Origin of the sequence: Kroppenstedtia guangzhouensis, assembly GCF_014637345.1 — a bacterium.
GTDB lineage: Bacteria > Bacillota > Bacilli > Thermoactinomycetales > DSM-45169 > Kroppenstedtia > Kroppenstedtia guangzhouensis.
This window is the reverse complement of record NZ_BMEX01000021.1, coordinates 15426-38647: the sequence shown is the minus strand read 5'-3', so window position 1 is coordinate 38647 and position 23222 is coordinate 15426. Positions and strand designations below refer to the sequence as shown.

Below are 23222 nucleotides of genomic sequence, written 5' to 3'. Positions count from 1 at the left end.
TAATAGTACCGTATCGGAAATATGAGCTTCAAACCTTTATATATAAGGGTTTATATCCGAGAGCCTCTATATTTGCTAACATTTTGCTAACATGAGAGGGTAAAAAAAATATTCTCACCCGTTTTGCATGATGTTTCCGAGCGATTGGGCTGCCTCTTTTTGCATCGACGGAATCACGTGGGAATACCTGTCGAGCGTCATGGTAATAGAAGAGTGGCCGAGGCGTTCTTGCACCACCTTGGGATGGACTCCCTGGCGGAGAAGAAGCGTTGCATGCGTGTGCCGGAGGTCGTGGAACCGGATTTTGGGCACCGCCGCCAATTTGATACAACCGTCGAAGTGATACCGTAGGCCACGGGAAGAGATCGGTTTCCCTTTCATATTCATGAACACTAGATCCGACCGGTATCCAAGGATCAACATTTCCTGTTTCTGATTTGCCCGGTGTCGCTTCAATACTTCAACCGATTCATCAGTCAATGCGATGGACCGGCGGCCCGCGTCCGATTTTGTCCTCTCCACAATTCGACTTCCTTTGCTGGACTCTTCAAGCATACGACGTACCCGGATCATTCCATCATCCAAATCAACGTCCTCCCAGTGTAGGCCGAGGATTTCCCCAATCCGCATCCCGGTTGACAAAGCTAAGTGGAAGGCGGTGAAATAGCGGTTGTCCTTTGCTGTTCGTAGGAACCGGGCCACCTCTTCCGGTGTCCATACATTCATCCGGGGTTTCGGTTTCGTTTTTGGAGTGATCTTTTGGGCCGGATTTTTCGGGATCATTTCCATATCAACTGCCCAGGATAGTGCAGTTTTCAGCACCAACAATGCATAGTTCACGGTTGAGGCTGAGAGGTTTTTTTCTGTCATCTGGCTCATGAATTTTTGAATATGTAGCGGTGCCAGTTTGTCGAGGGGGAGCGATCCAAGGTCGGGTTTGATGTGATTCCGAATCAGTGTGGAGTACATATCAAAGGTATGCGCCGAGCGACTTCCCTTCACTTCCTCTCTCAGCCATGTATCCAGGAAGTCGGCAAGATTCATTTTGGTTGGCTCAATGTAGTCTCCCCGGTTGATTTCTGCTATTTTTTCCGACATGGCCCGCTGTGCTTCCTTCTTGGTTGCGTATCCTGAAAACCATTTCTGTTTCCGCTTCCCCGTGGCCGGATCACGGCCCACATCGAGCACAAAGCACCACTTTTTCCCGCGTTTTCTGACGTGGCCTTGCATGCCACCACCTCCATACATTTCTCTGTGTAATCGATTATATCCGGAATCATTACACAGCGTCAATATAGGCTATTCCAAACCTTCGGTCTATGTGCTATAATACAAATATCAGCACGAACAGCAGTTCTATTTCAAGGGGGGGTGAGAGGGGCAATGACCTGCTTGTTAGTTTTCAAAAATCGCTGATTTTCAACAAGCAGACTAACAAGCAAATCAACAAACCAAAACCCTTGATACATCAACGGTTACAGCCAATACGCAACAATCCAGCTAACAAGGGAACGAACAAACTACTAACAAACAACTAACAACTATCAATAATGTAAAGAAAGAAAAGAATATATAAATGGTCATCTGACCCAAAAAAATGACACAAAAAACCGTGTTGATTACGAATAAATTTATAGGTATCTCATTGAACATTACTCTGAGGAGTGTTGACGAGCGAAAACATTACTCTGTATAATGATTCCGGGTCTTCTACATATGAGGAGGGGATTTAGTGGACAAATTCACGGCTGACCTCTTGGCGTATGTTCTTCTGAAATATCAGATGAGGGAGACCGGGGAAATCCTTGATGTCATCGAAGCATATATAGACAGGGGGGGATCAGAGGAAGAGGCAAGAAAATACTTTGTCAAATTCAAAAGCAAGAGCCGCCAATAGTGGGCGGCCTTTAATTTTCCTTCTCTTCGGAATGGATCAAAAAGAGGAGAAATTTTTTCAGTTGTTCGATCTGTTCTTTTGTCAGCTTTTTCCCGTCATATGTCAGGTCCATTGATTCCAAGATTCGGCGCATGTTTTTGTACTCGCTTGGAGAATCGCTGATCAAGTAGTCAATCGGTACGTCCAGTCGCTTGGAAAGTGCAACGAGCCTTTCCATGCTGGGTTCCCTGGTTCCGTTTTCATAATGAATGATCGAGCTTTCCGCTGCTCCGATCGATCGAGCCAAATCTCTGGCGCTCATCTTTTTTTCCCTACGCAGACGGCGCAAGCGGTCTCCAAACTCTCTTTTCTCTTCAGCGTTCATTGTTCCTCCCACTTTTCGTAAGGTTTTTTCATAAGGTTTATGTTGAATAATTGAAAGTAACTATCAATGAATCCCATACCTATTATATCTAAATCATTACTTTGCGCAAGGTTTTTTGTCCAAACATTACACTGAGTGTTTGTTTCTATCCTTTTATACCCTGATATGGCACATTGTATTCAAAAACGGTTTAAATCTGGAACGTTGCTTATTGTATTATTTTTTTCATTTTGGGGGTTGACATCATTACTCAGAGTAATTATGATGGTATCGAAGCTAAATTTTGAAATTGGAAATTGGAGGTGCTTCAGTGGACGCCTTTTTTAATACCCAAGATCAATCCCCAGAGTATCAATTTTTGTCTAAAATAATACAGCTAGTAAAGAATGATGAGCCTTTGGTCTACACCGTGAAGCAGGCGGCTGACAAGTTGCAGATGAGCAAATCGAAAGTGTATGAGTTGGCACGGCAAAAAGATTTCCCTTCAGTCAAGATCGGTGGCCGGGTGATGATCCCCCGGCAGAAGCTAGAGGAATGGATCAACCAACAGGCTGAATGACCATGACGCACCTTGATAACTGAAGAGCGCGGAACCTGATTCATGAAGCCAAGAGGCGCGGAGCCTCATGAGCGCGATGATCCCCACAGGGGAGAGCGGGACGCATTGGCGGACTAACGGCGGAATGGATCAGGGGAAGGCAACCGGCATTCATGCGCCGGGACGGTTCACCCAGAAATGGGCGGACGGTCCGGGCGAATGACAGACCAACACAACGCCCAAACGGAGGGATGAAATATGAGTTGGATGCCACCACCACCCGAGATTGAAGACGCACTGAGCGCCGAAGAGTTGGAGGAAAGACTGAACTGGTTAGAACTTGTCTGGGATTCAAAAAGGAGTGAAGAAGAATGAAACTCTGTCCTGATTGCAAAGTTCCTGTTGATTTTGTTCCTGATTCTGGGGTGGTGGGTGGCCTGGATCGGAGCTACTACCACTGCCGGGGATGCCATGAGAAGTACGACCCGAGCTTTCCGGGTTTCATCGTGAAGGACAACCGGTCGCGGTTCCCAATCCGGGTCCAGTGCACCGGATTCAGAAACCTATTGAGGGGTGAGTGAGGGTGAAAACGAGCGAGAACATTGTGGAAATCTGCAAAGCTCTGGTCGGCTTTCATTCGGAAGTCGGCCGGATCACCAAGGACGGAACCAACCCACATTTGAAGAACCGGTACGCAACCATAGATCAAATCATCGAGGAGATTCGGCCCATCCTGGCCACACACGGACTGTTCATCCTCCAGCTCCCGACCAACACGGAAGCCGGAGAGATCCAGATGACAACCCGGATCTATCACACTTCGGGGCAGTGGATGGAATCGCCGGTTCTGACACTGAAGCCACAGAAGCAGGACGCCCAAGGGATCGGGTCGGCGGTTACATACGCTCGCCGATACTCCCTCACTTCCTTCCTCAGCCTGAACACCGGGGATGACGACGATGGGGAAGCGGCATCCAATGGGGGCGGGAACCGGAAACAATCCCCGGCACGGAAGAAACCACAGGGGCAGGGTGGCCAGCAATCGACACAACAAAAAAAGCCGACCGGTCTGGCATCGGAAAAGCAGCGGAGATTTATTTTTGCCATCGCCGAAGACAAAGGGTTGGATCAGGACGAAATCAAGGCTCTGGTCAAACGGCTCACGGGCAAGGAGAGCACAAAGGAACTCACAACCAAAGAAGCCCGTCACCTGATCGAGACCTTGCAGGCCACGGAAGCTTCGGAACTGAAGGAGGTTGTAAAGTGAAAATCAAACCGCGTGAATGGTTGGGGCTCAGTCAGGCGGAACGGATGAGGTTGCTGTGGGTAGCAACTCAAACCAAAAGGGGGAATGCCGGATGATCAGCCCGACGGAATGGATTGAATCTCACTGGAAACGGATCGAGGAGGCCCGTTGCCGGTTGGCATGGGAGACTGACCCAGAAAAAAGAAAAACCCTCCACGAGGAAATTTCGTGGAGGGAGGAGGAAATTACGTTCCTCAAGAAAAAACTGGTCTCTTGATTATACCACGGGCCACGCCGGGACCACAACCGCGGCGCATTATCAAAACCAAAAAGGAGCGGATGAGTGGTGGAATGGATCGAGCGGATGAAGAGAGCGATTGACGAGACATACCCTTCCCAAAAGTGGCGGGACCGCTAAGGAGGCGGAATGGAATGATGGGTAAGATCCTAATCAGCACAAACAAATACGATCTGGAAATGCTGGACAATCCGGAGATGGAACGGAAAGCGGCAGACTTTTGGGAAGGTGGTTTCCGGGAAGTGTTCCCGGAAGTAGACAACATTGATGACCTGGCTTGCTTTGTCTACTACATGGAAAAATGCGCCGGTGAGTTTATGGACCTTTTGATTGAAAGCGTTGCGGAGGAGGAGGGAATAGAATGACAGAATTGGAGATTGCCCTTGACCGGTTGGAACGTATTCGGGATCTGTTGAGGATTGCTGAGGAAGGTGTGGACATCGAAAGCGTTCTGTATATGAACCTGACGGAGATCCTTGATGATAACGGCCCGATAGATCTTCCGTATGATCCGGAGAAGATGACGCAGGAACAAAAGGAGTATGCGGAGGGGGCGGCGCTTTGAAATGATCCGGTGCACCAAGTGTCAAGGATACGGCTGGTACTTCAAGTGGAACCTGTTCACCTTCTGTGAGAAGTGCGACGGGGAGGGGGCGGTGGAAACAACCATCTCTCACCCTGTCGCAGAGTATTTCCTCTTCACCCAACCATGGCGGCGGATGCTGTTGTGGGCGGCTGACCATCTCCCGGGGGACTGGGAGAGCCGGTTGTGCGAGCGGCTGTATCCGAGTGAGCCAAAGCTGTGCCGGGAGGAGGGATGGAATGATGGCTGAACGGATCAGCGATGATGAGGCAAAAAAGTTTCTGGCTGCCCTACTACATGAACACGGCGGGAGTATGGTGTTTCGGGAAAGATCCTACACCACAGCGCCGTGGGAGCCGAAATTTGAACTTGAAAAGGTTGCAACGGGGGAATACAAAATCACACTTATTTACAAGGAGGAGACAAAATGATCAGAGCAACGGGAATTGGACGATTGGTCAGAGATCCGGAATTGAGGTATACGCCCACCGGGGTAGCGGTGGCAAACTTCACAATCGCCAGCCAGCGCAACCGGAAGGATGCCAACGGGGATTACCCTGCGGACTTCATTGACTGTGTTGCGTGGCGGGGGGCGGCGGAGTTCATTGCCAAACACACCGCAAAAGGGAGCCGCATCAGCGTTGACGGTCGATTGGAAACCCGGACATGGGAGAAGGATGACGGCACCAAGGTGAAGGTGACGGAGATCCAAGTGGACAACGTGGACGTGATCGATTGGAAGGAGGACAGGAAGAAGAGCGGCAGAGGCGGACGTGATCCATTCGTTGACGACGGGAAAGCAATCGAGATCAACGATGATGACTTGCCATTCTGAAGCAGGTGCGGGGTGTTTCCCCGCCCGCTTTTCAGAGGATCGGGCACTATCCCGGTCTTCTGCAAAGCGGCCTGGCTCCAGTATGTAGGTTCACAAATACAATTTGAGGAGGTGAGTTCTCCCCTTCTTCGGTATGCCAGGCCTGCTATTTTTTTAGGAGGGGTCTACCATGCAGGGATGGATTCAATTACATAGGAAGATCCTGAAAAGCGATATGTGGCGGAATTTCAACGCGAAACAGCGAGATGTAACAATTACCCTTCTGTTGATGGCAAGTCACAAAGGGAACCGGTGGGAGTATGGCGGGGAAATACACGAGGTGCAGCCCGGCCAGTTTGTCACCTCCCTTGATTCTATAGAAGATCAGTGCGCAAAGGATGTCAGCATTCAAAACATTAAAACGACCCTCACTAAATTGAAACGGTGGGGCTTTCTTGATTGGGAGCCGCTGCCGAATAACCGGGGGCGGATCATAACCATAACCAACTGGGAAAAGTACCAGAGGATGCCGGAAGATAAAGAGCAGCCGGAGCCGAAACCGGAACCAGCACCCAAACAAAAGGAAAAGGACGGCAAAGAGCCGCCCGAAAAGAAATCCTCTACACCCTATGATATAGAGTTTGAAAACCTTTGGCAAGAGTACCCGAAGAAAAAGGGGAAGGCGAAAGCGCGGGTGGCCTACCGAAGGCACAGGAAAAACGGGGTATCAGAGGAAGATTTCCGGGCGGCGTTGGATCGATACAAAACGGAGGTTCAGCAGAAGGGAACGCCGCAACAATATATCAAACATGGCTCAACCTTCTTTAATTCAGGCTTTGAGGATTATTTAGAAGAAGAGCCCACACCAGACAATTTGATGAACATAACAGAAAGATCTTACACCACACCAGGCGCAGATGACACCCAAAAATATTTAGATGCCCTGTTTGGATGAAAGGGGAATCAGCTTGATGAATTTTACGGATCAACAGGTGGTTGAACAATACGCGAACGATGAGCAAAGCATCATTGGGATTGTTCTGTCTGACCCAGAAAAGATGTATGACATCCCGGAATTGAAACCGGAGCATTTTTATGTACGGCCTTACCGGGAAATATTCAACAAAATCCTAGACTTATTCAAGGAAGATGCGGAAAGTATCACCCTCTCTAACATTGCTCCATACGCAGTGGAGGTAGGGGTTTCCATCAGCGACCTGTCAGAGTGGTTGGCGTCCGCTTTCCCGAGCGAAACGAAAAAAACAGCGGGTCGGATAATCCGCTATAGCAAGGCGCGGGAAGCCGCAGATTTGGCGGGGAAACTTCTTTCTATTCGCAACACCACCAACCCGGAAACGATTGATAATGCGATCCAAGAGGCAACAGCAACCCTGACATCTATATCAGAATCAGGAATGGAAGAGGACGAGGGTGACGATATTGCGGATGTAATGGTAGAAGTGAATGAACATGTTGAGGACATGTATTATAACGGGAATAAACTTTTGGGATTGGGAACGGGTTTAAAACGTTTAGATCTGATGACATCCGGGTTACAGGGTGGTCAGTTAATTGTTATCGGCGCGCGCTCATCTATCGGGAAATCAGCTTTCGCCTTGTCCTTAACCAAAGCGATTGGGCTGGATCAGAAAACGCCGATTGCTTTTTATCCTCTAGAAATGAAAAAAAGGGCTGTTGGACTGAGGTTGGTGTCGAATATCGCGAATATCGACGGAATGAGGTTAAGACAGGGGCGCCTAGAACCTGACGAGTGGGAGAGGTATACCATGGCATTGTCTGAATTATCCGAGTCAAAGATTAAAATCAAAGATAAATCGAGCGTTAGTACATCGATTATCCGGGCGCAATGCAGAAAAATGAAGAGGGAATGGGGATTAGGCGCTGTTGTGATCGATCACTTGCAGTTGCTAACCCCTGATCGACCCAACCCTAACCGGGTACAAGAAATTTCGCAAATGACACGGGAATTAAAATTGTTAGCCGATGAATTGGACATCCCCGTAATTTTAGTTTCCCAACTGTCGCGAGAAGTGGAAAAAAGGGAAAACAAGCGCCCGATGCTTTCCGATCTTCGGGAATCCGGCTCTATCGAACAAGACGCAGATGTCGTTATTTTCCTTTATCGGGATGACTATTACAACCCGGACAGTGACCAGAAAAACATCTTAGAAGTCATCGTGGCGAAGCAACGTGAGGGGATGGTTGGCACTGTGCCGTCCCTTTATCTGCGGAACTATAACAAAATATTGGATTTGGAAACAAAACGCTAAAAAAAGATTTTTTTAGCCTTGTAACATTGCTCTGGGGATTGTATAATGAAAGTAACATTACTTTAGGTATTGGAGGTGGTGAGAGTGCAAACCTGGAAATGCTGCAAGTGTGACCGGGAAATCGAAGTCTTGGCAGCCTGCTGGGTGATCTGTTGCGGGCGGCACGCTTCTTTGAGTGCTAATGAACATTACTCTGAGTATCGAAAACAGAGAAAAACAGTACACAAGCAGGCGGATCAACAGCAATTATCCTTATTCTCAGCCTGAAGGGAGGTGGAACCGTGGAACAGATGCACGTCATCAGTCTGGGGGCTGGTGTTCAGTCGACCACCATGCTTCTTATGGCGGCCCGTGGGGAGATCGAACCCAAACCGAAATACGCGATCTTTGCGGATACCGGATGGGAACCGTTGCATGTTTACGAGTACCTGAAATGGTTGGAAAAAGAGGCAGCGAAACACGGGGTCCAGGTAATCCGGGTGTCAAACGGAAACATCCGGGATGATGTATACGACCATCTGAGAGGCGATAAAAAACGAATTGCATCCATGCCGTTTTTCACTCTGGACGAGAATGGGGAAAAAGGCATGGTGATGCGGCAATGCACCCAAGAATACAAGATCGCGCCGATCCATCGGGAGGTGCGTCGGTTGCTGGGGGTAGGGCCACGCGGGAGAATCCCGGAGGGCGCGGTGGTCATGTGGATGGGAATCAGCCTGGACGAGATCGAGCGGATGAAACCATCCCGGAAGAAATGGATGGAACACCGGTTTCCACTGATCGAGAAGAACATGGACCGGGTTGCCTGCACCACTTGGCTCAGACGGAACCGGTACCGGGTCCCACCAAAAAGTTCTTGTATCGGTTGCCCGTTCCATGATGATATCGCCTGGTTGGAATTGAAGCGGAACAACCCGGAAGAGTGGATGGAGGCGGTTTATTTCGACCGGAAGATCAGGAACCTGCCGAAACTGAAAGGTCAGGCGTTTCTCCATCGGTCATGTGTCCCGCTTGAGGAAGTTGATTTAAGCGAGAATCAAGGAACTTTGGACCTGTTTGCAAACGAATGTGAAGGCCATTGTGGTTTATGAGGAGGCGGCAGGATGCGGGCACTGGATTTGTTTTCGGGGATCGGTGGCATTGCCCTAGCAGCACACTGGGCCGGGATCGAAACCGCCGCCTTTTGCGAGATCGAGCCATATTGTCAGCAGGTTCTTTCCCGGCACTGGCCGGGGGTGCCCATATACACTGACGTTCATGGGATTACCCGTGAATGTCTGGAAGAGGATGGAGTGATGGACGATGACCGAACAATTGACATTGTTCTCGGAGGATACCCTTGCCAGCCTTTCTCGTCAGCCGGGAAGCGAAAGGGAGAGACGGATGACCGCCACCTCTGGCCAGAGATGTTTAGAATTATCCAGGAAACGCGGCCCAATTGGGTGGTTGGAGAGAACGTTGCTGGGCACATCACGCTGGGCATCGACTCTGTACTTGCTGACTTGGAAGGTGAAGGTTACACCTGCCGGGCGTTCTTACTTCCAGCTGCAAGCGTCGGCGCTCCGCACAAAAGAGAGAGGGTCTTTATCGTGGCCCACTCCTCTCTCAGCAGACGCAACAACGGGGGCAATCGTCGGGAAGAACGACAAATACACAGTGACCAAAAACGGGACGATCCGGCGGCATGTGCAGACGGGGAACAATTGCAGTTTGAGTTTGGGGCGGATGGTCAAACTCCAACCTTGGCGCACACTGCAAGCGGCCAACGCCGGACAGGGGCCGAAGAGCCGGGAGCATTTCGAGCGGGTGATGAAAACCGGCGAAAGTCAGATCACCCTCACGGATCAGGCACGGCATGCATGGCCTACCCCTTCCACTCCCGAGTGGAAGGGGGGACGAAAACCGGAAACCCTGAAGGCGAAAGGCCGGGGAGTCACCAACACCCTCAACGATGCAATCAATTTCAACGAGGGAACGGTGGGGCAACTCAATCCCGATTGGGTCGAGCATCTGATGGGGTTCCCGCCTGGATGGACCAATACCGATGGCCCGCCGCTTTCGGGGAGTCACAGAGGGAATGGGAAGCTCCAAGACTGACACAGGGCGGGAAGCACCGGCGGGAACGGCTACAAGCATTGGGAAATGCGGTGGTACCACAACAGATTTACCCAATCCTGAAGGCAATATCAGATTATGAGGAGGCCACAAAATGACCATGAAAGAGTGGATTGACCAGCAGATCGAACGGAACCGGAAGGAAGCGAACGACGGAAACAATAGCGAGACCGGGACCCGGACGGCGTACTTTTCCGGGAAGACATGGGCGCTGATCGAGGTGTGGGAGGCGCTGACCGGGGAACGGCACCCAGCAAGAGGAGGGGGGCAGTGATGTCGGCGGTTGCGGGAAGTCTTGAACGGGACTATATGAAGCACAAGCGGCGATACATTTACACGGCCCTGGAGGAACTGAATTTCCATTGGGATATGCAAGACGTTTGGGCGTTTCAGGAGATGTGGGAACGCGGTTGGGATTGCGGCCAGATTGCGGAGAAGTTGGGCCGGACGCAGGAAGAGGTGGCGGTTTTGGTCATCGACAGAGCAAACAAAGGGGAGATCAGCATACGGCCCGGGGGATGGTTCGGGACAAAAAGGGAGGAAAAATAAAATGGATCTAATCAAATTGTTTCAGATACAAAAAGAATTGGATGACCGGATTGTAAAAGAAAAAGGGTTAGAGGGCCGATCTTTATGGGGCGACAAAGTCTTAGCCCTGCAAGTGGAGCTTGGGGAGTTGGCGAACGAATGGCGGGGGTTCAAGTTTTGGAGCAATGACCAAAAACCGCGAATCAAGAGAATGTTGGAGGAGTATGTCGATTGCTTTCACTTCGTCCTTTCAATCGGGTTGGATATGGGAATAGAATCATCCGATTTACCAAAATACATTCCGCGTCAGTATACAATTTCAGATCAATTTAAATCACTGATGGCCTTCACGAACGAAGATGGAACACCGATGGAATGGGAAGATCTACTCGGATCTTTCCTCGGATTGGGGCATATGTTGGGGTTCACCTTTAGTGAAATTGAAAAAGCATATCTGAAGAAAAACGAAATCAATCATCAACGCCAAGAAGAGGGATACTGATGGATCTTCGGGCGGAACATAAGCGTCACGTAGAAAATGCCACAAAGAACGGAGTCAAACGGCCCATGGATTATATGGAGTTCATCCGATTCAAGGCCAATTACTACGGGGATCTAGTGAAGTGGCTGAGATCGGACGTCCCGTATATAGAAGAAACTATAGAAAGATGGAGAGAAGAAGCCCAAAAGTGGTTGGCGAAGCCTTCACCCTTCCACCAACACATGGCTAAGAAAAGAAAAAAGGCCATCAAAACATGGACGGTGGAACTTGAGCAAAGAAAAAAGATGCTTGAAACACATGAGAAAATACTCCCCGCATATCAAGCCGAAGCTGAACGGCTGGGGGTGGGCTAATGGGCCGGATGCAAAAACAGAAGGGGAGCCGGAGGGAAAGGGAGTTCGCCGCACTCATCGGCGGTCAGCGCGTCCCGCTCTCGGGCGCGGCAAAACACGCCGGGGAAGCCCACACCGGGGATGTCACCGGGCTGGGCCTACGCTGGGAGGTGAAAGCCCGCAAAGACGGATTCAAGACGATATACCGGTGGTTGGAAGAGGAAGCGGTGGACGCACTTGCATTGAAAGCGGATCGTCGGGATTGGATCGTGGTGATGCCAGCGGAACTGTTCAAGAAGCTGATAGAGGAGGGGATAACCGATCATAGAAACGCTTGATCTTGTCATGGTGATCCTGAATTTTCTGGTCATTGCTGGACTTCTTGCGGTGGCCTTGATCATCGGGAGTGTGGCCGGGTTGCTATTCTACTTCATCCTTTGGTTACTTGACCGGAGGGAGTCCAAAAAAACTAAGGGAGGGTGATCGGTGATGGTGTTGGAACCCATGGAAAAGTTGAAGGCTCAAGTTGAGAAGCGGACTGGATACCCACCCGTAAATGATTTTACGGCGGGCGTGAAGCACGCATCTAAAGAAATTTCCAACGAGCTTGAGCAAGCGAATGCGGAATTGGTTGAGCATTGGAAGGAACTGATACGGGTTCGGGATTTACTCAACAACCGGGTGGATCAACTGGAATGCGAATTGGGAGAGGTCAAGGCGGAGCGGGATCGACTGAAAAAAGAGGTCGAAGAGTTTCAAGAGGCTGTCGAAGCTGGGAGCATTCATGAGCTTGACGAGGAGTTGAAGCATACACGAGAGGAAAGGGACGCGCAAGAAAACGCGGCGGCGCATTGGAAGAAGCGAGCGATGCATTGGGAATTTGAGGCGGAATCATTAGAGAAACAACGGGATCAGTTTATGAAAGAGCGGGACGCACTGACAAAGAAGGTAGAGGGTTACCGGGAAGCGCTTGAAATCTCAGTGGATGAAGAACAGAGAAATCAATTAATCACCACATTGATAGAAAACCAAAACGATCTGATTTCCGCTCTTGGCGTTATGACGAACTTAGTAAATGCAAGTGTTGAAAGGTTAAAAAGCAATGAGTAAAGCCCTGGACAGTTGGGCGCAGATGACCCGGGAGAATGACCCAGCCTATCAGCGCCAACAGAGAGAGAAACGGCAACGCAAGGAGCAGGCCGAAAGGATTTCCTTTCTCACACGTCGGGTGTTACTGCCGGAGAAGATGACAGGGCGGACACTTGCCGCCGTCCTGCAATCTCTCAACAAGCAAATCACGGCGGCACACATGAATTTGAAGGTGGAGCGGTTTGTGGTGGATGACCGGGAAATCAAAGTGATATTCAAGGGGGATGACAAATGAGGTACAGAGCGGAACACGGGGAGAATCACAGCTATGTTGTTGATACGATGTCCGGTGAGCGGGTGGGCGTCCATCATGGCCCGATGAAGGAAGAGGCGGCGGAGGGTGAGGCGAATTTCCGGAACATGATTCAGGAAAGAAACAAGCCCGGCAAGTACGAGGAAAAAGCTCGGGAAATCGGGGCATTGGTTGACCGGAAACAGCGGGAATATGGCGACAGTTGGGGCAAAGCGGCGGCGATTCTCCGGACACTCTACCCGGACGGGATTAGGCCGGATCAGTATCATGACGTGCTTGGGATTGCGAGAGTGACCGACAAGCTATCCCGGATTGCGAACGGGAACCAAGGTGAGGAAAATGCATGGGCGGATCTGGCGGGGTATGGCCTGCTGGGTTCGATGGATCGGAGGGATGAAGGGTGAAGAAACTGCCGAAAGAAATCATACTGGCAGCCATAAAGTCTGTGGTCAAATACGGCAATCTATACCGGAGGTTAGCAAAGAAACAGGAGGAATCGGCAAGATGAGCAAACCATGGGCATTTGAAAAGGTGAAACCAGCCACGTCGCAAACGCCCGCTCTATGGGCGGTGCAGGTCGGGAGGAAGCGAATCGGATATGTCCGGAAGGCGGCGCGGGAGCTTTACCGCGCCGGACGGACACCGGAGGATATGGACACTATTCAGGGATCACGGGCTGAGGCGGCCCGGTGGTTGTATCAGGAGGAGGTGAGAGGGTGAGCGGTACACTTGCATATATATTGTTCCCTTTAGGGTTTTGGGGCCTTGTCATCACTTTCATTCTGACACGTTGACAGAAACGGCTCCGGGCGATTCGGGGCCGGATACATAGAAAGAAAGTGGGGATTGGGATGAAATTTTTCAAGTGGTTGAAAGGGCTGTTTGAAAACTGGAAACTCAAACTCTTGAGGCTCCTTGCATTCATCGGATCACTGGCTGTCTTCGTCTGCATGCAGGCGGTTTCGATCAGCCATACCTTGGCCTTGGCGGAGGCGCACCAATACCATGGATGGGAAGCAATCGCATTTGTGGCCGGGGTGGAAATTGCTTTTGTGGTTGGACTTCTTCTCATCATTCTGGATCGAGCACATGGTCGGCCATTGAATCCGGGCACTATCGTTTTTTTCTTCATCCCGACTATGGTCGTCGGGGCGGCCAACTTGCGGAGCGGGATGGGATATGGAGTGGTCGGGCTTGCGCTGGGGGTTGTTCCTCCATCCCTGGTCCTGGCGGTTGAAAAGGTACTGACCAATACCTCAACCAACCAGCCAGCCAAGCGGAAGGGGCGGGGTTGGTTGACCCGCATTTTCGGCCAATGGTCAGCCAGCAACCAGCCAACCGGTCAGCCACTGGCTGAATCAACCAACCATCAACCAGCCGTCAGCCAGACGGTCAAGGTCAGCCAACCAAAAACGGCCACTCAGCCAGAGTCAACCAGTCAACCAACCAACCAAGTGGCCGGATCAACCAGCCATCAGTCAACCAACCAACCGGCCACGACCAAAATCAGCCAGCCATCGGCCAACCACTCAGCCACTTCAGCCAGTGTCAACCAGCCAGCCAAGACGACCAAGTCAGCCAACATCGACCAGGCGGTGGCCGACCAACCAAAGTCAGCCACAACCAACGAATCAGCCAACCAGCCAGCTGAATCGACCAACCATCCACCGGCCAGGGTCAACCAACCGGTTGAAACAGCCAACCAGCCAACCAGCCAAAAGAAAGACAGTCAACCAGCCACGACCAACCAACCAACCAAGACGGACAAAGGGGTAGCAAAATCAACTATTCAGCCAAACTCAAAAGTGGCTGAAATGGCTGAGGAATACCGAAGGGAAAATGGGAAGTGGCCGAGTCAAAGAGGATTGGCTGAAATGGCCGGAGTTACCCGGCACCAAGCAGCCAAAGTTCTCGGATGGTTGAAGAAACAACCGGCGGATGAGTCAGCCAACCAACCAGCCAAGGCGAATGGCTGACAACCAAAAGGTCGGCTCCGGGTGGCCGGAGCCGAGCTACATCGACCAAAAAGGAGGGGCATCAGATGAACGGATCATTCCTGAACGCTTGCCGGGTTCTATACCTTGAAATCGTGGAGAAAGACCCAGGCGTCAGAACAGAAGCTGAAATAGATTTTGTATATCACTTTGTGATGTTGCCGAGAATCCAACAGATTCTAGAAAATGAAAAATAACTCTTTGAAAACAGAAAATGGGAGGCGGAAGGTGGCCGGGGCTTGGGATTGAGAGAAAGTAAATTATTTCGAGACACTAAATAAGCTAACCGAAAAACTAACCGACAGATTAATAGACGGGAAGCCCAGTTGCATCAAGGCTTCCACGTTGTCCGTAACAAACAAACTAACAAACAAACTAACCGCTATCAAGAATATAAAGAATAAAAGATATATATGGTCATTGAGCGGCTTTTTTCTTGGAAGTCGACATTACCATGAGTAAAGAAATGGAGGGCGATACATTGCAAGATTTGTTGGAGCAATATAAAGAGACTCGGCGATACTGTCGGAAGATGGCGGAAAAAACGGAGACGGGAGAAGACCGAACACAATGGAACGGAATGAGGAATCACGCCGATTTCGTGATTCGGTGGCTGGAAACAGGGAGGGAACCGGGGAATATGCGGGGGATTGAACGGCGGGCGGTGTATCAGCGGGAAATTCCGGTTGACCCGCATAGGTTCCCGTTAAATCCGAGTGACGGGAATAGACGCCGTTGCCATGATGGAATACGTAGACAGGTTTACACGGGGTACGAGCAAGCGGAATGGGAAGACGATAGGGAAGATAGGGAAATGGCGGAAGAAGATGAGGAAACTATTCGCCTTTTCCTTGAGGAAGTGTTGGGGATACTCAGCGACAGGGAAAGGGAAGTTTGGGAAATGTACCATGTTGGCATGATGGAACAGGATGAAATCGCTGAGGTGTTGGGGATCACCCAACAGAGAGTCAGTGCCTTATTTAATAGAGCGGAAAGGAAAATGGAAGACTGGCGGAAATTGTGACAAAAGGGGGTTGTGCAATGCCACCTATAAGATTGAGGAGGATAACATTACGTTGAGCAATGTTTTGGCGTGTAATCATTACAAAAGACACGCAAGCCTGTGCGGTTAGTAAATGCGTAGTAATGTTTCCTTCACAACGGAGGCCGGTTCCAAGTTGGGCAGGTTGTGGGCGGTCGGCCACGTGATCCAAGCGAGGAGGGGCTTGGATCTTTTCATATCTCCTGCTTCTCTTTCCGGTCATCCGTTCCGGTAGCGGGTGGCCGGGCAGAGAGGGTGACGTTTAAGGAGGGCGATGAGATGAGAATCAAACCGATGAGGGAGGTCGGATCATGGAGGCTTTAAGCCGGGTGTTGAGATCTATCAGCTATATTTGCTTCTTGATTTTAATATTCTTAGGCACGGTGGCCTTGTGGCATGAGGAGTATTTGTCGGCTATCGTGTCATTCCTGTTGGCTCATTTGGCTCATGACCTGTCGGAGTGATTTGCCGGGGCTTGCGCTGACAGGCGTGGGCGAGGGTGGCCGTGCGAAGGGTGGGATGGTCATCGAATTGCGGAGCGGTAGTTTAAACGGCAAAACACCGGTCTCCAAAACCGGAAATCCAGGTTCAAGCCCTGGTCGCTCTGCCAGACGAACAGACAACAAAAGGGGGATGAGGTGAACCGGTGAAAGTAGAGTCGGAAACTGTATTTCATTTGATATTGACGAGAAAAGACATGGAAGACCTGTTGGTTGAAACAAAAGATATTTTCAAGGATAGCGACGTTGAAGAATATCCAGTATTACATTCATTGCGGCACTTGTTACTTAGAGAGTTCTTCGACTAAACCGTTACATAGCGGGAGGTGAACGATTGAAATACATCGAGAGCGGATATAAAGGGGACGCGGAAGAGTTGATAGTGGTAGCGATTGGAGACCTTCATATCGGCTCTTCTCATTTTTGTATGGATACGTTGAATGATATTCTGAAATTCATTGACGATCACCGGGAGCGCTGCCGAATCATTCTCATGGGAGACATTGCGGAGACGGCCACTAAGACGAGTGTAGGCGCGGGAGTCTATGAGCAGACCATGACACCGGTGGAACAGATCAACCGGGCGGTGGAGATCTTTGACCCCTACCGGGATCTGATTGATGGCGTGGTGATCGGAAACCATGAAATGCGGATATACAAGGATTCCGGAGTGGATCTGCTGGATGAGGTTTTCTGTCCGAAGCTGGGCCTTTCTGAGCGATACCTCCGATATCAGGGCGTGATTAAATACGCATGGAACAAACGGGCGTATAACTTCGCCGTCTGGCATGGCCGGGGAGGTGGCCGGAAGGCGGGCGGTGCACTGAACAAGGTGGATGATATGCGGCAGATTGTTTTTGGTGATGTGTTCCTCATGGGGCATCATCACCGGTTGGCGGCTACGAAGAATGATTTTTATGTTCCGGACCCGCAAAACATGCGGATGAAACGGATCACTCAGACCGTGGTTGTCACCGGTTCCTCGCTGGATTATGAAGGGAGTTATGCCGAAGAGTCGGGGCTGACTCCAACGACGAAGGGGTTTCCTATTATCCGGTTGAGTGGCCGGACGATCCGGAAGAAGGGGACGACATACCGGGTGAAGGATGTTCGGGTGGAGTATTGAGGAGGTGAAAGGAACACGTGATTCTACAGGGGGAAGTAGTGGAAAAGTTGGCAGAGATCCCGGACGAATCGGTTCATACATGCGTTACTTCTCCCCCGTATTGGGGACTCCGGGATTATGGCCATCCCGGACAACTGGGCTTGGAAGACACTCCGGAAGAGTATGTCGAAAAGATGGTCGAGGTCTTCCGGGAGGTACGTCGGATACTTCGGGATGACGGAACCCTGTGGCTTAACCTGGGTGATTGCTACACAAGCGGGGGGAGGAAGACACGGGCCACGGAGAGCAAAAACAAGGCAAGGGAAATGAATGTCCGCCCAATAATGCCAAATGGCCTAAAACCAAAAGACCTTGTTGGTATTCCCTGGCGCGTCGCTTTCGCACTCCAGGCGGACGGGTGGTATTTACGCTCCGACATTATATGGTGTCTATCCGGTGGAACCCGCGTTTACGTTAAAACGCAAAAAGGCGAAATGCCGATGACCATTAAAGATTTGGTCCGCTTGGACCCGTCGACCGTTCGTTTGTGGAACGGGGAAAAGTGGACGCGGGTTCTCGGTTGGTCCCAAACGCCGCGCCCGGACGTAGCATACGAGATTGAATTGCGGAGCGGTGAGCGTATCGGCTGTACCGCCGGTCACGTATGGCCGACCGAACGGGGGAACGTACGGACCGACGAATTACAAGTCGGCGATGTGATTAAAACTTGTCGCTTGCCCGAACCGGAGAACGTAAAACAACCGTCTGGGTTGGACGATGAATTGGTCGGCTGGTTTGTCGGTTTGTACATCGCCGAAGGGTCCCGGAGCGGCGACGCGATTCAAATCGCAAGCCATACGCAAGAATTGGAGCGTTTTGAAAAACTGAAAAAGGTGGCCGAAGCATATCACGGGACGTGTCGAATGCATAAAACCGGCGGGAATGCGGCGACTATCAACCTTTATGGTCATGTATTGACCGGAATCCTCGACACATATGTGTCGGGACGAACCGCGAAAGATAAGCACCTGTCCGTTCGGTGTTGGCAACGTTCCGACGGTTTCCTGATGGCTGTATTGAAAGGTTATTTGTCTGGGGACGGTCATTACGACGAAGCAAACGACCGTTATCGTATCGCCTTTACTAATAACGATAATTGGGCGGCAGACCTGCGGACATTGTGTGCGCGATTGGGCGTTTCCTTAAGGCTGAAGCGGGCCAAAAACACGATAAACGGCAGAGAGTTTCCGGGATACCGAGGGCAAATCCGGTTGTCGGTGTCTGACCATCATAACAACAAGCCAGATGGTGAGATCGTTGCTATTCGCCGGAGCCGCGCTCGGCAGTTTTGGGATATTGGTGTAGAGGATGAACCTCATTTGTTCGCGCTGGCGTCCGGTGTTTTGACTCATAACAGCAAACCTAACGCCATGCCGGAGAGCGTGAGGGATCGACCGACTAAAGCGCATGAGTATATTTTCCTTCTGTCGAAGAGTCCGAAATATTACTATGATGCGGACGCGATACGGGAGCCGCATATCCACCAAGATAAAATAGGCAAAAACAAAAAATCACGCGGCAAACAGGGGTGGGCACTCTCGCATTTAGGAAGCCCACAGCAAGATAGTAGCGGGGGTGTCGGCTTCAATCCCAAGGGACGCAACAAGCGCACCGTCTGGAACGTATCAACCCGCCCATTCAAGGGTGCACACTTCGCGGTATTCCCGCCTGACCTGATCAAACCGTGCATACTGGCCGGAGCGCCGGAGGGCGGTGTGGTGCTGGACCCGTTTTTCGGTAGTGGCACGACCGGGCTGGTTGCGCAGGAGAATGGGCGGGACTGGATCGGGATTGAATTGAATCCGGAATATATCAAGATAGCGCGGGAACGGGTAGGCGAGCCCGCTCTTATTTAGTTTGGAGAGGTGAAAGGAACACGTGATTATACAGGGAGATTGCATTGAGGAGCTGAAAAAGCTTCCTAGCAACAGCATTGACTCTGTGGTGACTGATCCGCCATATTGTAGCGGAGGTTTCAACGAATCGCAGAAAATGCAAGCAACGGGGCAAGGGTTACGCTCTGAAACGAGAAAAAGAGACGGCTGGTTTATTTGCGACAATATGACAACGGGCGGCCTTGTCTGGCTGTTACGTGCTGTGTCTGTAGAAGCGTTCAGAGTTTTGAAGGAGGGCGGTAGTTTTTGCGTTTTCACTGATTGGCGCATGTATCCGCAAATAGCTCCTGCGCTGGAATCATCCGGTTTCCGGTTGCGAAATATGATTGTTTGGAACAAGGGGAGCATGGGGTTAGGCACGGGGTTTCGCCCTCAACACGAGATCATCATTCACCTGACGAAAGGTAAGACCAAATTCTATGATAGGAAGACAGGAAATGTAATCACGGAAAAGAGAGTTTCAGCGACCAAACGACTACATCAAACAGAAAAACCAGTCAACCTACTGTCAAAGTTGATTCGAGTCACCACTCCGCCAGGCGGCACGGTATTAGATCCGTTTGCCGGATCAGGCACAACTGGGGTAGCGGCGAAGCAGGAGGGTTTCGACTTCATCTTGATTGAGAGAGACCCGGAGTATATCGAGATAGCGCGGGAGCGGTTAGGGGAGCCTGCTCTTATTTAGTCTGCAGAGGGGTGAATGCCGGTGGTGGCTGTTTGGATGGGGTTGGGAGCGCTGATGATGGCCGGGCTCGTTGTGGTGCTGTTCGTCACGGGCATGGTTTGCATAGCTAATACACAGCGCCCATATCCGGGACAGGTGAGAAAGGTAAGGCGGTGGTGAGGCGGTGCTGGTTCCGCAGGCGGCAAAGGTGGAAGGAGAGGACAGGGTGATTTGTATATACAAGAGGGGTATAGCGAGTGTTATAGTGGCAGGAAAACCACCTTTTATGTCGAAGCAATCGACAAAGGGGGTTTTAATGTGGCAGATGAGCTGTGCCCGCGTTGCGGGAGTAATCATGTTCAGGAATTTGGGTATTGGCGGTCAGCCGGCCTGTTAATCTCAGCGGGTTGCGGGGGATGTTTTTTTCTGATTTTGGGCACTGTGTTGTTGTCTGTATCCGCCATTTTGGGCGCACCATTGATCGGCATTGGAATCGTGGTTCTTGCGCTTGGTATTTTAGCTTATTTTATCATGATATTTAAAGGTCGCTTGTGTGCTGACTGTAAGCACAGATGGGTGGTAAAGAAAGCAGAAAAGGCATCGTGATCGGTGCCTTTTTAGTTTGGGGTGGTTATATAAAAACATGGGCCAAGTCATTCTATAAAGGGCGGGCATGGCGCAAATGTCGTGATGCTTATTTTGTTTCAAAACATGGACTATGTGAGAGGTGTGGGCGACCAGGGAAGGTCGTCCATCACAAGATCTACTTAACACCTGACAATATTCATGATCCGGATGTGAGTTTAAATTGGGAGAATCTTGAGTTACTATGCCAGGATTGTCATAACAATGAGCATCATGGCATCAAGCCAACTGGCGATGGCTTGAAGTTTGATGAGTCTGGGGATCTCGTGGAGGCATAGTCCCCCCTATTTTATTTTTGTTGGGTGGATGCTGGGGACCGGTGCGGGGAGTTTCGCGTAACACGCAGGACATCTTACACGAGGGGGGGTATGATCTTTTGGCAAAGTTAAGTGCAAAAAAACAAGACGAATTAATCGAGCAGGAAAAGGAAAAATTAGCGGCAATATTTAGTGAAGTATCCGAGGAAAAACGGAAAGTTGCGGACAGATTGATTGAGCGGGTTGCATTTATGAAAATTACGCTTCAGATCTTGGAAGATGATATTAAACGAAAAGGACCGACCTACAAATTCGAGCAAGGAACGCAGAAAATGTTCATTGAGAATCCCGCTCAGAAGTCCTATAACGCCATGATTAACCGTTATACAACGGCTTGCGCCAAGTTGTTTGACCTTCTCCCAAAGGGAAACGACGTCGGGGAAGATGATGGGTTTGACTCGTTTGTGAACAGGCGATGAACCCTATTATTAAGTATTGGGAAAAGATCGATTCAGGGAAAGAGGTAGTCGGGGATAAGATTAGGCGTGTCTATAAGAAACTTGTGGATGATATCTACGACAAAGATTCTGTTTATGAGTATTCAGATGAACGCGCAAACCATGCCATAGAGTTTATAGAACGTTTTTGCAAACACAGCAAGGGTAAAATGGGTGGGCAGCCGTTTAAATTGGAACTGTGGCAAAAAGCAATGACGGCGGCGTTGTTTGGCTTTGTGCACAAAATAGACGGCACGCGCAAATACCGAGAGTTTATCTTGATTGTTGCCCGGAAGAATGGGAAATCTGCTTGGGGATCGGCAATTGCTTTATATATGCTGCTTGCCGACGGGGAGCCAGGGCCGGAAGTCGTATCCGCTGCTACAAAAAAGGATCAAGCAAAAATTGTATGGTTAGAATCCAAGCGCATGGTCAAAAAATCGCCTGTATTGCGAAAAAGAATCCGTTCTCTGGTAGCTGAATTGTTATCAGACTTTAATGATGGATCGTTTAAGCCACTATCCAGTGATAGTAATACCCTGGACGGATTAAACGTTCATTGCGCACTGATCGATGAGCTTCACGCAATCGAGGATAAAAACCTATATGATGTGATCGTTGATGGTATGACGGCCAGGGAACAACCCTTGTCAATTATCACGACGACAGCGGGGACGGTTCGTGAAGGGATCTTCGATATCAAATATGATGAGTGTGAACGTATTATCAATGGTTATGATGACCCAAATGGTTATAAGGATGAACACGTATTACCGATCATCTACGAACTGGATAAACGCGAAGAATGGACGAATCCGGATGCATGGAAAAAAGCAAATCCGGGATTAGGAACCATCAAAAATCGTGATGAGCTGGAACGTAAAGTTAATAAAGCTAAAGCGAATCCTTTGTTGGTCAAGAACTTACTGACAAAGGATTTTAATATTAGAGAAACTACTTCGGAAGCATGGTTGACATTTGAACAACTAAATAACCAAGCGACATTCAATATCAAAGAGTTGAAACCAAGATACGGCATTGGGGGATGTGACTTATCCAGCACAACAGACTTAACTGCCGCATGTGCTTTGTTTCAAGTGCCGGATGATGACACCGTATATGTCACACACATGTACTGGTTGCCAGAGGATTTACTTGAAAAACGGGTGCATGAAGACCGTGTTCCTTATGATGTGTGGAAAGAACAGGGACTTTTAAGAACTTCACCAGGAAATAAAGTTCATTACAAACTTGTGGTTGAATGGTTTCTGGAATTGCAAAACGAGTATGACCTATATATTCCTTGGGTGGGCTATGACTCATGGAGTGCGACGTATTTTGTCGAGGACATGCAAAACAACTTCGGCAAGGATTCCATGATCCCAGTCGTCCAGGGAAAGAAAACATTATCCGGTCCGATGAAATCCATGGGAGCAGATTTGGAAGCGAAACGAATCAACTACGGCAACAACCCCATTACAAAATGGTGTTTGTCAAATACAAATATTGATGTAGACAAGAACGACAACATCCAGCCGTCCAAAGGAAAACAGCAAAAAAGACGCATTGATGGCGCGGCTGCTATGCTCAATGCTTATGTCATTTATCAGGACAAGCATCAAGATTATGTCAACCTGATTTAAGGAGTGATAA

The 23222-nt window shown here is 49.9% G+C and carries 36 protein-coding genes, 1 tRNA gene and 2 pseudogenes; 37 read left to right on the top strand and 2 right to left on the bottom strand.

Annotated elements, in window-relative coordinates; translation table 11 throughout:
• Positions 1 to 114 precede the first annotated feature (114 nt).
• Positions 115 to 1230, bottom strand: coding sequence for a site-specific integrase (locus IEV46_RS16120; RefSeq protein ID WP_188433563.1), 1116 nt, complete (start codon positions 1228 to 1230; stop codon positions 115 to 117).
• A gap of 502 nt (positions 1231 to 1732) precedes the next feature.
• Here IEV46_RS16120 and IEV46_RS16115 point away from each other — a divergent pair.
• Positions 1733 to 1897, top strand: coding sequence for a hypothetical protein (locus IEV46_RS16115; protein ID WP_188433562.1), 165 nt, complete (start codon positions 1733 to 1735; stop codon positions 1895 to 1897).
• A gap of 10 nt (positions 1898 to 1907) precedes the next feature.
• Here the strand turns inward: IEV46_RS16115 and IEV46_RS16110 are convergent, their stop codons facing one another.
• A complete protein-coding gene (locus IEV46_RS16110; protein WP_188433561.1) occupies positions 1908 to 2261 on the bottom strand; it encodes a helix-turn-helix domain-containing protein in 354 nt (117 codons plus the stop codon).
• A 310-nt stretch (positions 2262 to 2571) separates the two neighbouring features.
• On the opposite strand from IEV46_RS16110, the gene IEV46_RS16105 reads away from it, so the two are divergent.
• The 36 genes and pseudogenes from IEV46_RS16105 (at position 2572) to IEV46_RS15935 (ending at position 23212) form a co-directional block, all read left to right on the top strand.
• On the top strand, positions 2572 to 2820 hold the full coding sequence (locus tag IEV46_RS16105) for a helix-turn-helix domain-containing protein (protein ID WP_188433560.1): 249 nt from the start codon (positions 2572 to 2574) through the stop codon (positions 2818 to 2820).
• 67 nt (positions 2821 to 2887) lie between these two features.
• Complete coding sequence (locus IEV46_RS18390) at positions 2888 to 3022, top strand: hypothetical protein (RefSeq protein ID WP_268235926.1); 135 nt, start codon at positions 2888 to 2890, stop codon at positions 3020 to 3022.
• A 360-nt stretch (positions 3023 to 3382) separates the two neighbouring features.
• On the top strand, positions 3383 to 4066 hold the full coding sequence (locus IEV46_RS16100; RefSeq protein ID WP_188433559.1) for an ERF family protein: 684 nt from the start codon (positions 3383 to 3385) through the stop codon (positions 4064 to 4066).
• A 91-nt stretch (positions 4067 to 4157) separates the two neighbouring features.
• Positions 4158 to 4322, top strand: coding sequence for a hypothetical protein (locus tag IEV46_RS16095; RefSeq protein WP_188433558.1), 165 nt, complete (start codon positions 4158 to 4160; stop codon positions 4320 to 4322).
• 155 nt (positions 4323 to 4477) lie between these two features.
• Positions 4478 to 4708 (top strand): hypothetical protein, encoded by a 231-nt coding sequence (locus IEV46_RS16090; protein WP_188433557.1) that lies wholly within the window; start codon positions 4478 to 4480, stop codon positions 4706 to 4708.
• A complete protein-coding gene (locus tag IEV46_RS16085) occupies positions 4705 to 4908 on the top strand; it encodes a hypothetical protein (RefSeq protein WP_188433556.1) in 204 nt (67 codons plus the stop codon). The genes IEV46_RS16090 and IEV46_RS16085 overlap by 4 nt, the downstream gene beginning before the upstream one ends.
• 1 nt (position 4909) lies before the next feature.
• Positions 4910 to 5176 carry a hypothetical protein gene (locus IEV46_RS16080; protein ID WP_188433555.1) on the top strand — a complete coding sequence of 89 codons (267 nt, stop codon included), beginning with the start codon at positions 4910 to 4912 and terminating at the stop codon, positions 5174 to 5176.
• A complete protein-coding gene (locus IEV46_RS16075) occupies positions 5169 to 5357 on the top strand; it encodes a hypothetical protein (protein WP_188433554.1) in 189 nt (62 codons plus the stop codon). The genes IEV46_RS16080 and IEV46_RS16075 overlap by 8 nt, the downstream gene beginning before the upstream one ends.
• Entirely contained in the window at positions 5354 to 5761 is a 408-nt protein-coding gene (locus IEV46_RS16070) for a single-stranded DNA-binding protein (RefSeq protein ID WP_188433553.1), read from the top strand. The genes IEV46_RS16075 and IEV46_RS16070 overlap by 4 nt, the downstream gene beginning before the upstream one ends.
• Positions 5762 to 6266: 505 nt before the next feature.
• Positions 6267 to 6695 (top strand): LvrA C-terminal domain-related protein, encoded by a 429-nt coding sequence (locus IEV46_RS16065; protein WP_188433552.1) that lies wholly within the window; start codon positions 6267 to 6269, stop codon positions 6693 to 6695.
• Between the two features lie 16 nt (positions 6696 to 6711).
• Positions 6712 to 8031 (top strand): replicative DNA helicase, encoded by a 1320-nt coding sequence (gene dnaB / locus IEV46_RS16060; protein ID WP_188433551.1) that lies wholly within the window; start codon positions 6712 to 6714, stop codon positions 8029 to 8031.
• A gap of 84 nt (positions 8032 to 8115) precedes the next feature.
• Positions 8116 to 8298: a hypothetical protein gene (locus tag IEV46_RS16055; RefSeq protein WP_188433550.1), complete on the top strand. Its 183-nt coding sequence runs from the start codon at positions 8116 to 8118 to the stop codon at positions 8296 to 8298.
• A 23-nt stretch (positions 8299 to 8321) separates the two neighbouring features.
• Positions 8322 to 9122, top strand: a complete 801-nt coding sequence (locus IEV46_RS16050; protein WP_188433569.1) for an adenine nucleotide alpha hydrolase family protein — start codon at positions 8322 to 8324, stop codon at positions 9120 to 9122.
• Positions 9123 to 9134: 12 nt separating this feature from the next.
• Complete coding sequence (locus IEV46_RS16045; protein ID WP_188433549.1) at positions 9135 to 10244, top strand: DNA cytosine methyltransferase; 1110 nt, start codon at positions 9135 to 9137, stop codon at positions 10242 to 10244.
• The gene (locus IEV46_RS16040) at positions 10241 to 10420 is read left to right on the top strand and encodes a hypothetical protein (protein ID WP_188433548.1); all 180 of its coding nucleotides are present in this window, start codon (positions 10241 to 10243) and stop codon (positions 10418 to 10420) included. Before IEV46_RS16045 ends, IEV46_RS16040 begins: the two co-directional genes overlap by 4 nt.
• A complete protein-coding gene (locus IEV46_RS16035) occupies positions 10420 to 10695 on the top strand; it encodes a helix-turn-helix domain-containing protein (protein WP_229736179.1) in 276 nt (91 codons plus the stop codon). Before IEV46_RS16040 ends, IEV46_RS16035 begins: the two co-directional genes overlap by 1 nt.
• A 1-nt stretch (position 10696) precedes the next feature.
• On the top strand, positions 10697 to 11176 hold the full coding sequence (locus IEV46_RS16030) for a dUTP diphosphatase (protein WP_188433547.1): 480 nt from the start codon (positions 10697 to 10699) through the stop codon (positions 11174 to 11176).
• 65 nt (positions 11177 to 11241) lie between these two features.
• Positions 11242 to 11529 carry a hypothetical protein gene (locus IEV46_RS16025; protein WP_188433546.1) on the top strand — a complete coding sequence of 96 codons (288 nt, stop codon included), beginning with the start codon at positions 11242 to 11244 and terminating at the stop codon, positions 11527 to 11529.
• Positions 11529 to 11846 carry a hypothetical protein gene (locus IEV46_RS16020; RefSeq protein ID WP_188433545.1) on the top strand — a complete coding sequence of 106 codons (318 nt, stop codon included), beginning with the start codon at positions 11529 to 11531 and terminating at the stop codon, positions 11844 to 11846. The genes IEV46_RS16025 and IEV46_RS16020 overlap by 1 nt, the downstream gene beginning before the upstream one ends.
• 148 nt (positions 11847 to 11994) lie before the next feature.
• Positions 11995 to 12618, top strand: coding sequence for a hypothetical protein (locus IEV46_RS16015; protein ID WP_188433544.1), 624 nt, complete (start codon positions 11995 to 11997; stop codon positions 12616 to 12618).
• Positions 12611 to 12892 (top strand): hypothetical protein, encoded by a 282-nt coding sequence (locus IEV46_RS16010; protein WP_188433543.1) that lies wholly within the window; start codon positions 12611 to 12613, stop codon positions 12890 to 12892. The genes IEV46_RS16015 and IEV46_RS16010 overlap by 8 nt, the downstream gene beginning before the upstream one ends.
• Positions 12889 to 13314 carry a hypothetical protein gene (locus IEV46_RS16005; protein ID WP_188433542.1) on the top strand — a complete coding sequence of 142 codons (426 nt, stop codon included), beginning with the start codon at positions 12889 to 12891 and terminating at the stop codon, positions 13312 to 13314. The genes IEV46_RS16010 and IEV46_RS16005 overlap by 4 nt, the downstream gene beginning before the upstream one ends.
• Positions 13315 to 13414: 100 nt before the next feature.
• Positions 13415 to 13630: a hypothetical protein gene (locus IEV46_RS16000; RefSeq protein ID WP_188433541.1), complete on the top strand. Its 216-nt coding sequence runs from the start codon at positions 13415 to 13417 to the stop codon at positions 13628 to 13630.
• Between the two features lie 131 nt (positions 13631 to 13761).
• Positions 13762 to 14886, top strand: a complete 1125-nt coding sequence (locus IEV46_RS18385; RefSeq protein WP_188433540.1) for a threonine/serine exporter family protein — start codon at positions 13762 to 13764, stop codon at positions 14884 to 14886.
• A 65-nt stretch (positions 14887 to 14951) separates the two neighbouring features.
• Entirely contained in the window at positions 14952 to 15101 is a 150-nt protein-coding gene (locus IEV46_RS15990) for a hypothetical protein (RefSeq protein ID WP_188433539.1), read from the top strand.
• A gap of 257 nt (positions 15102 to 15358) precedes the next feature.
• Positions 15359 to 15928 (top strand): sigma-70 family RNA polymerase sigma factor, encoded by a 570-nt coding sequence (locus IEV46_RS15985; protein ID WP_188433538.1) that lies wholly within the window; start codon positions 15359 to 15361, stop codon positions 15926 to 15928.
• 329 nt (positions 15929 to 16257) lie between these two features.
• A complete protein-coding gene (locus IEV46_RS15980; protein ID WP_188433537.1) occupies positions 16258 to 16410 on the top strand; it encodes a hypothetical protein in 153 nt (50 codons plus the stop codon).
• Between the two features lie 71 nt (positions 16411 to 16481).
• Positions 16482 to 16556: transfer RNA gene (locus tag IEV46_RS15975), tRNA-Trp, on the top strand.
• A gap of 224 nt (positions 16557 to 16780) precedes the next feature.
• The gene (locus IEV46_RS15970) at positions 16781 to 17572 is read left to right on the top strand and encodes a metallophosphoesterase family protein (RefSeq protein ID WP_188433536.1); all 792 of its coding nucleotides are present in this window, start codon (positions 16781 to 16783) and stop codon (positions 17570 to 17572) included.
• A gap of 38 nt (positions 17573 to 17610) precedes the next feature.
• Positions 17611 to 17997: pseudogene (locus tag IEV46_RS18515) on the top strand (DNA methyltransferase); the annotation flags it as partial.
• Positions 17998 to 18966: 969 nt separating this feature from the next.
• Positions 18967 to 19467, top strand: a pseudogene (locus tag IEV46_RS18725) (DNA-methyltransferase); the annotation flags it as partial.
• Between the two features lie 22 nt (positions 19468 to 19489).
• A complete protein-coding gene (locus IEV46_RS15955) occupies positions 19490 to 20191 on the top strand; it encodes a DNA-methyltransferase (RefSeq protein WP_188433535.1) in 702 nt (233 codons plus the stop codon).
• A 297-nt stretch (positions 20192 to 20488) separates the two neighbouring features.
• A complete protein-coding gene (locus tag IEV46_RS15950; RefSeq protein WP_188433534.1) occupies positions 20489 to 20776 on the top strand; it encodes a hypothetical protein in 288 nt (95 codons plus the stop codon).
• Positions 20777 to 20805: 29 nt separating this feature from the next.
• Positions 20806 to 21093, top strand: coding sequence for an HNH endonuclease (locus IEV46_RS15945; RefSeq protein WP_229736180.1), 288 nt, complete (start codon positions 20806 to 20808; stop codon positions 21091 to 21093).
• Positions 21094 to 21191: 98 nt separating this feature from the next.
• A complete protein-coding gene (locus IEV46_RS15940; protein WP_188433532.1) occupies positions 21192 to 21551 on the top strand; it encodes a hypothetical protein in 360 nt (119 codons plus the stop codon).
• The gene (locus IEV46_RS15935) at positions 21548 to 23212 is read left to right on the top strand and encodes a terminase large subunit (RefSeq protein WP_188433531.1); all 1665 of its coding nucleotides are present in this window, start codon (positions 21548 to 21550) and stop codon (positions 23210 to 23212) included. Before IEV46_RS15940 ends, IEV46_RS15935 begins: the two co-directional genes overlap by 4 nt.
• Positions 23213 to 23222 lie beyond the last annotated feature (10 nt).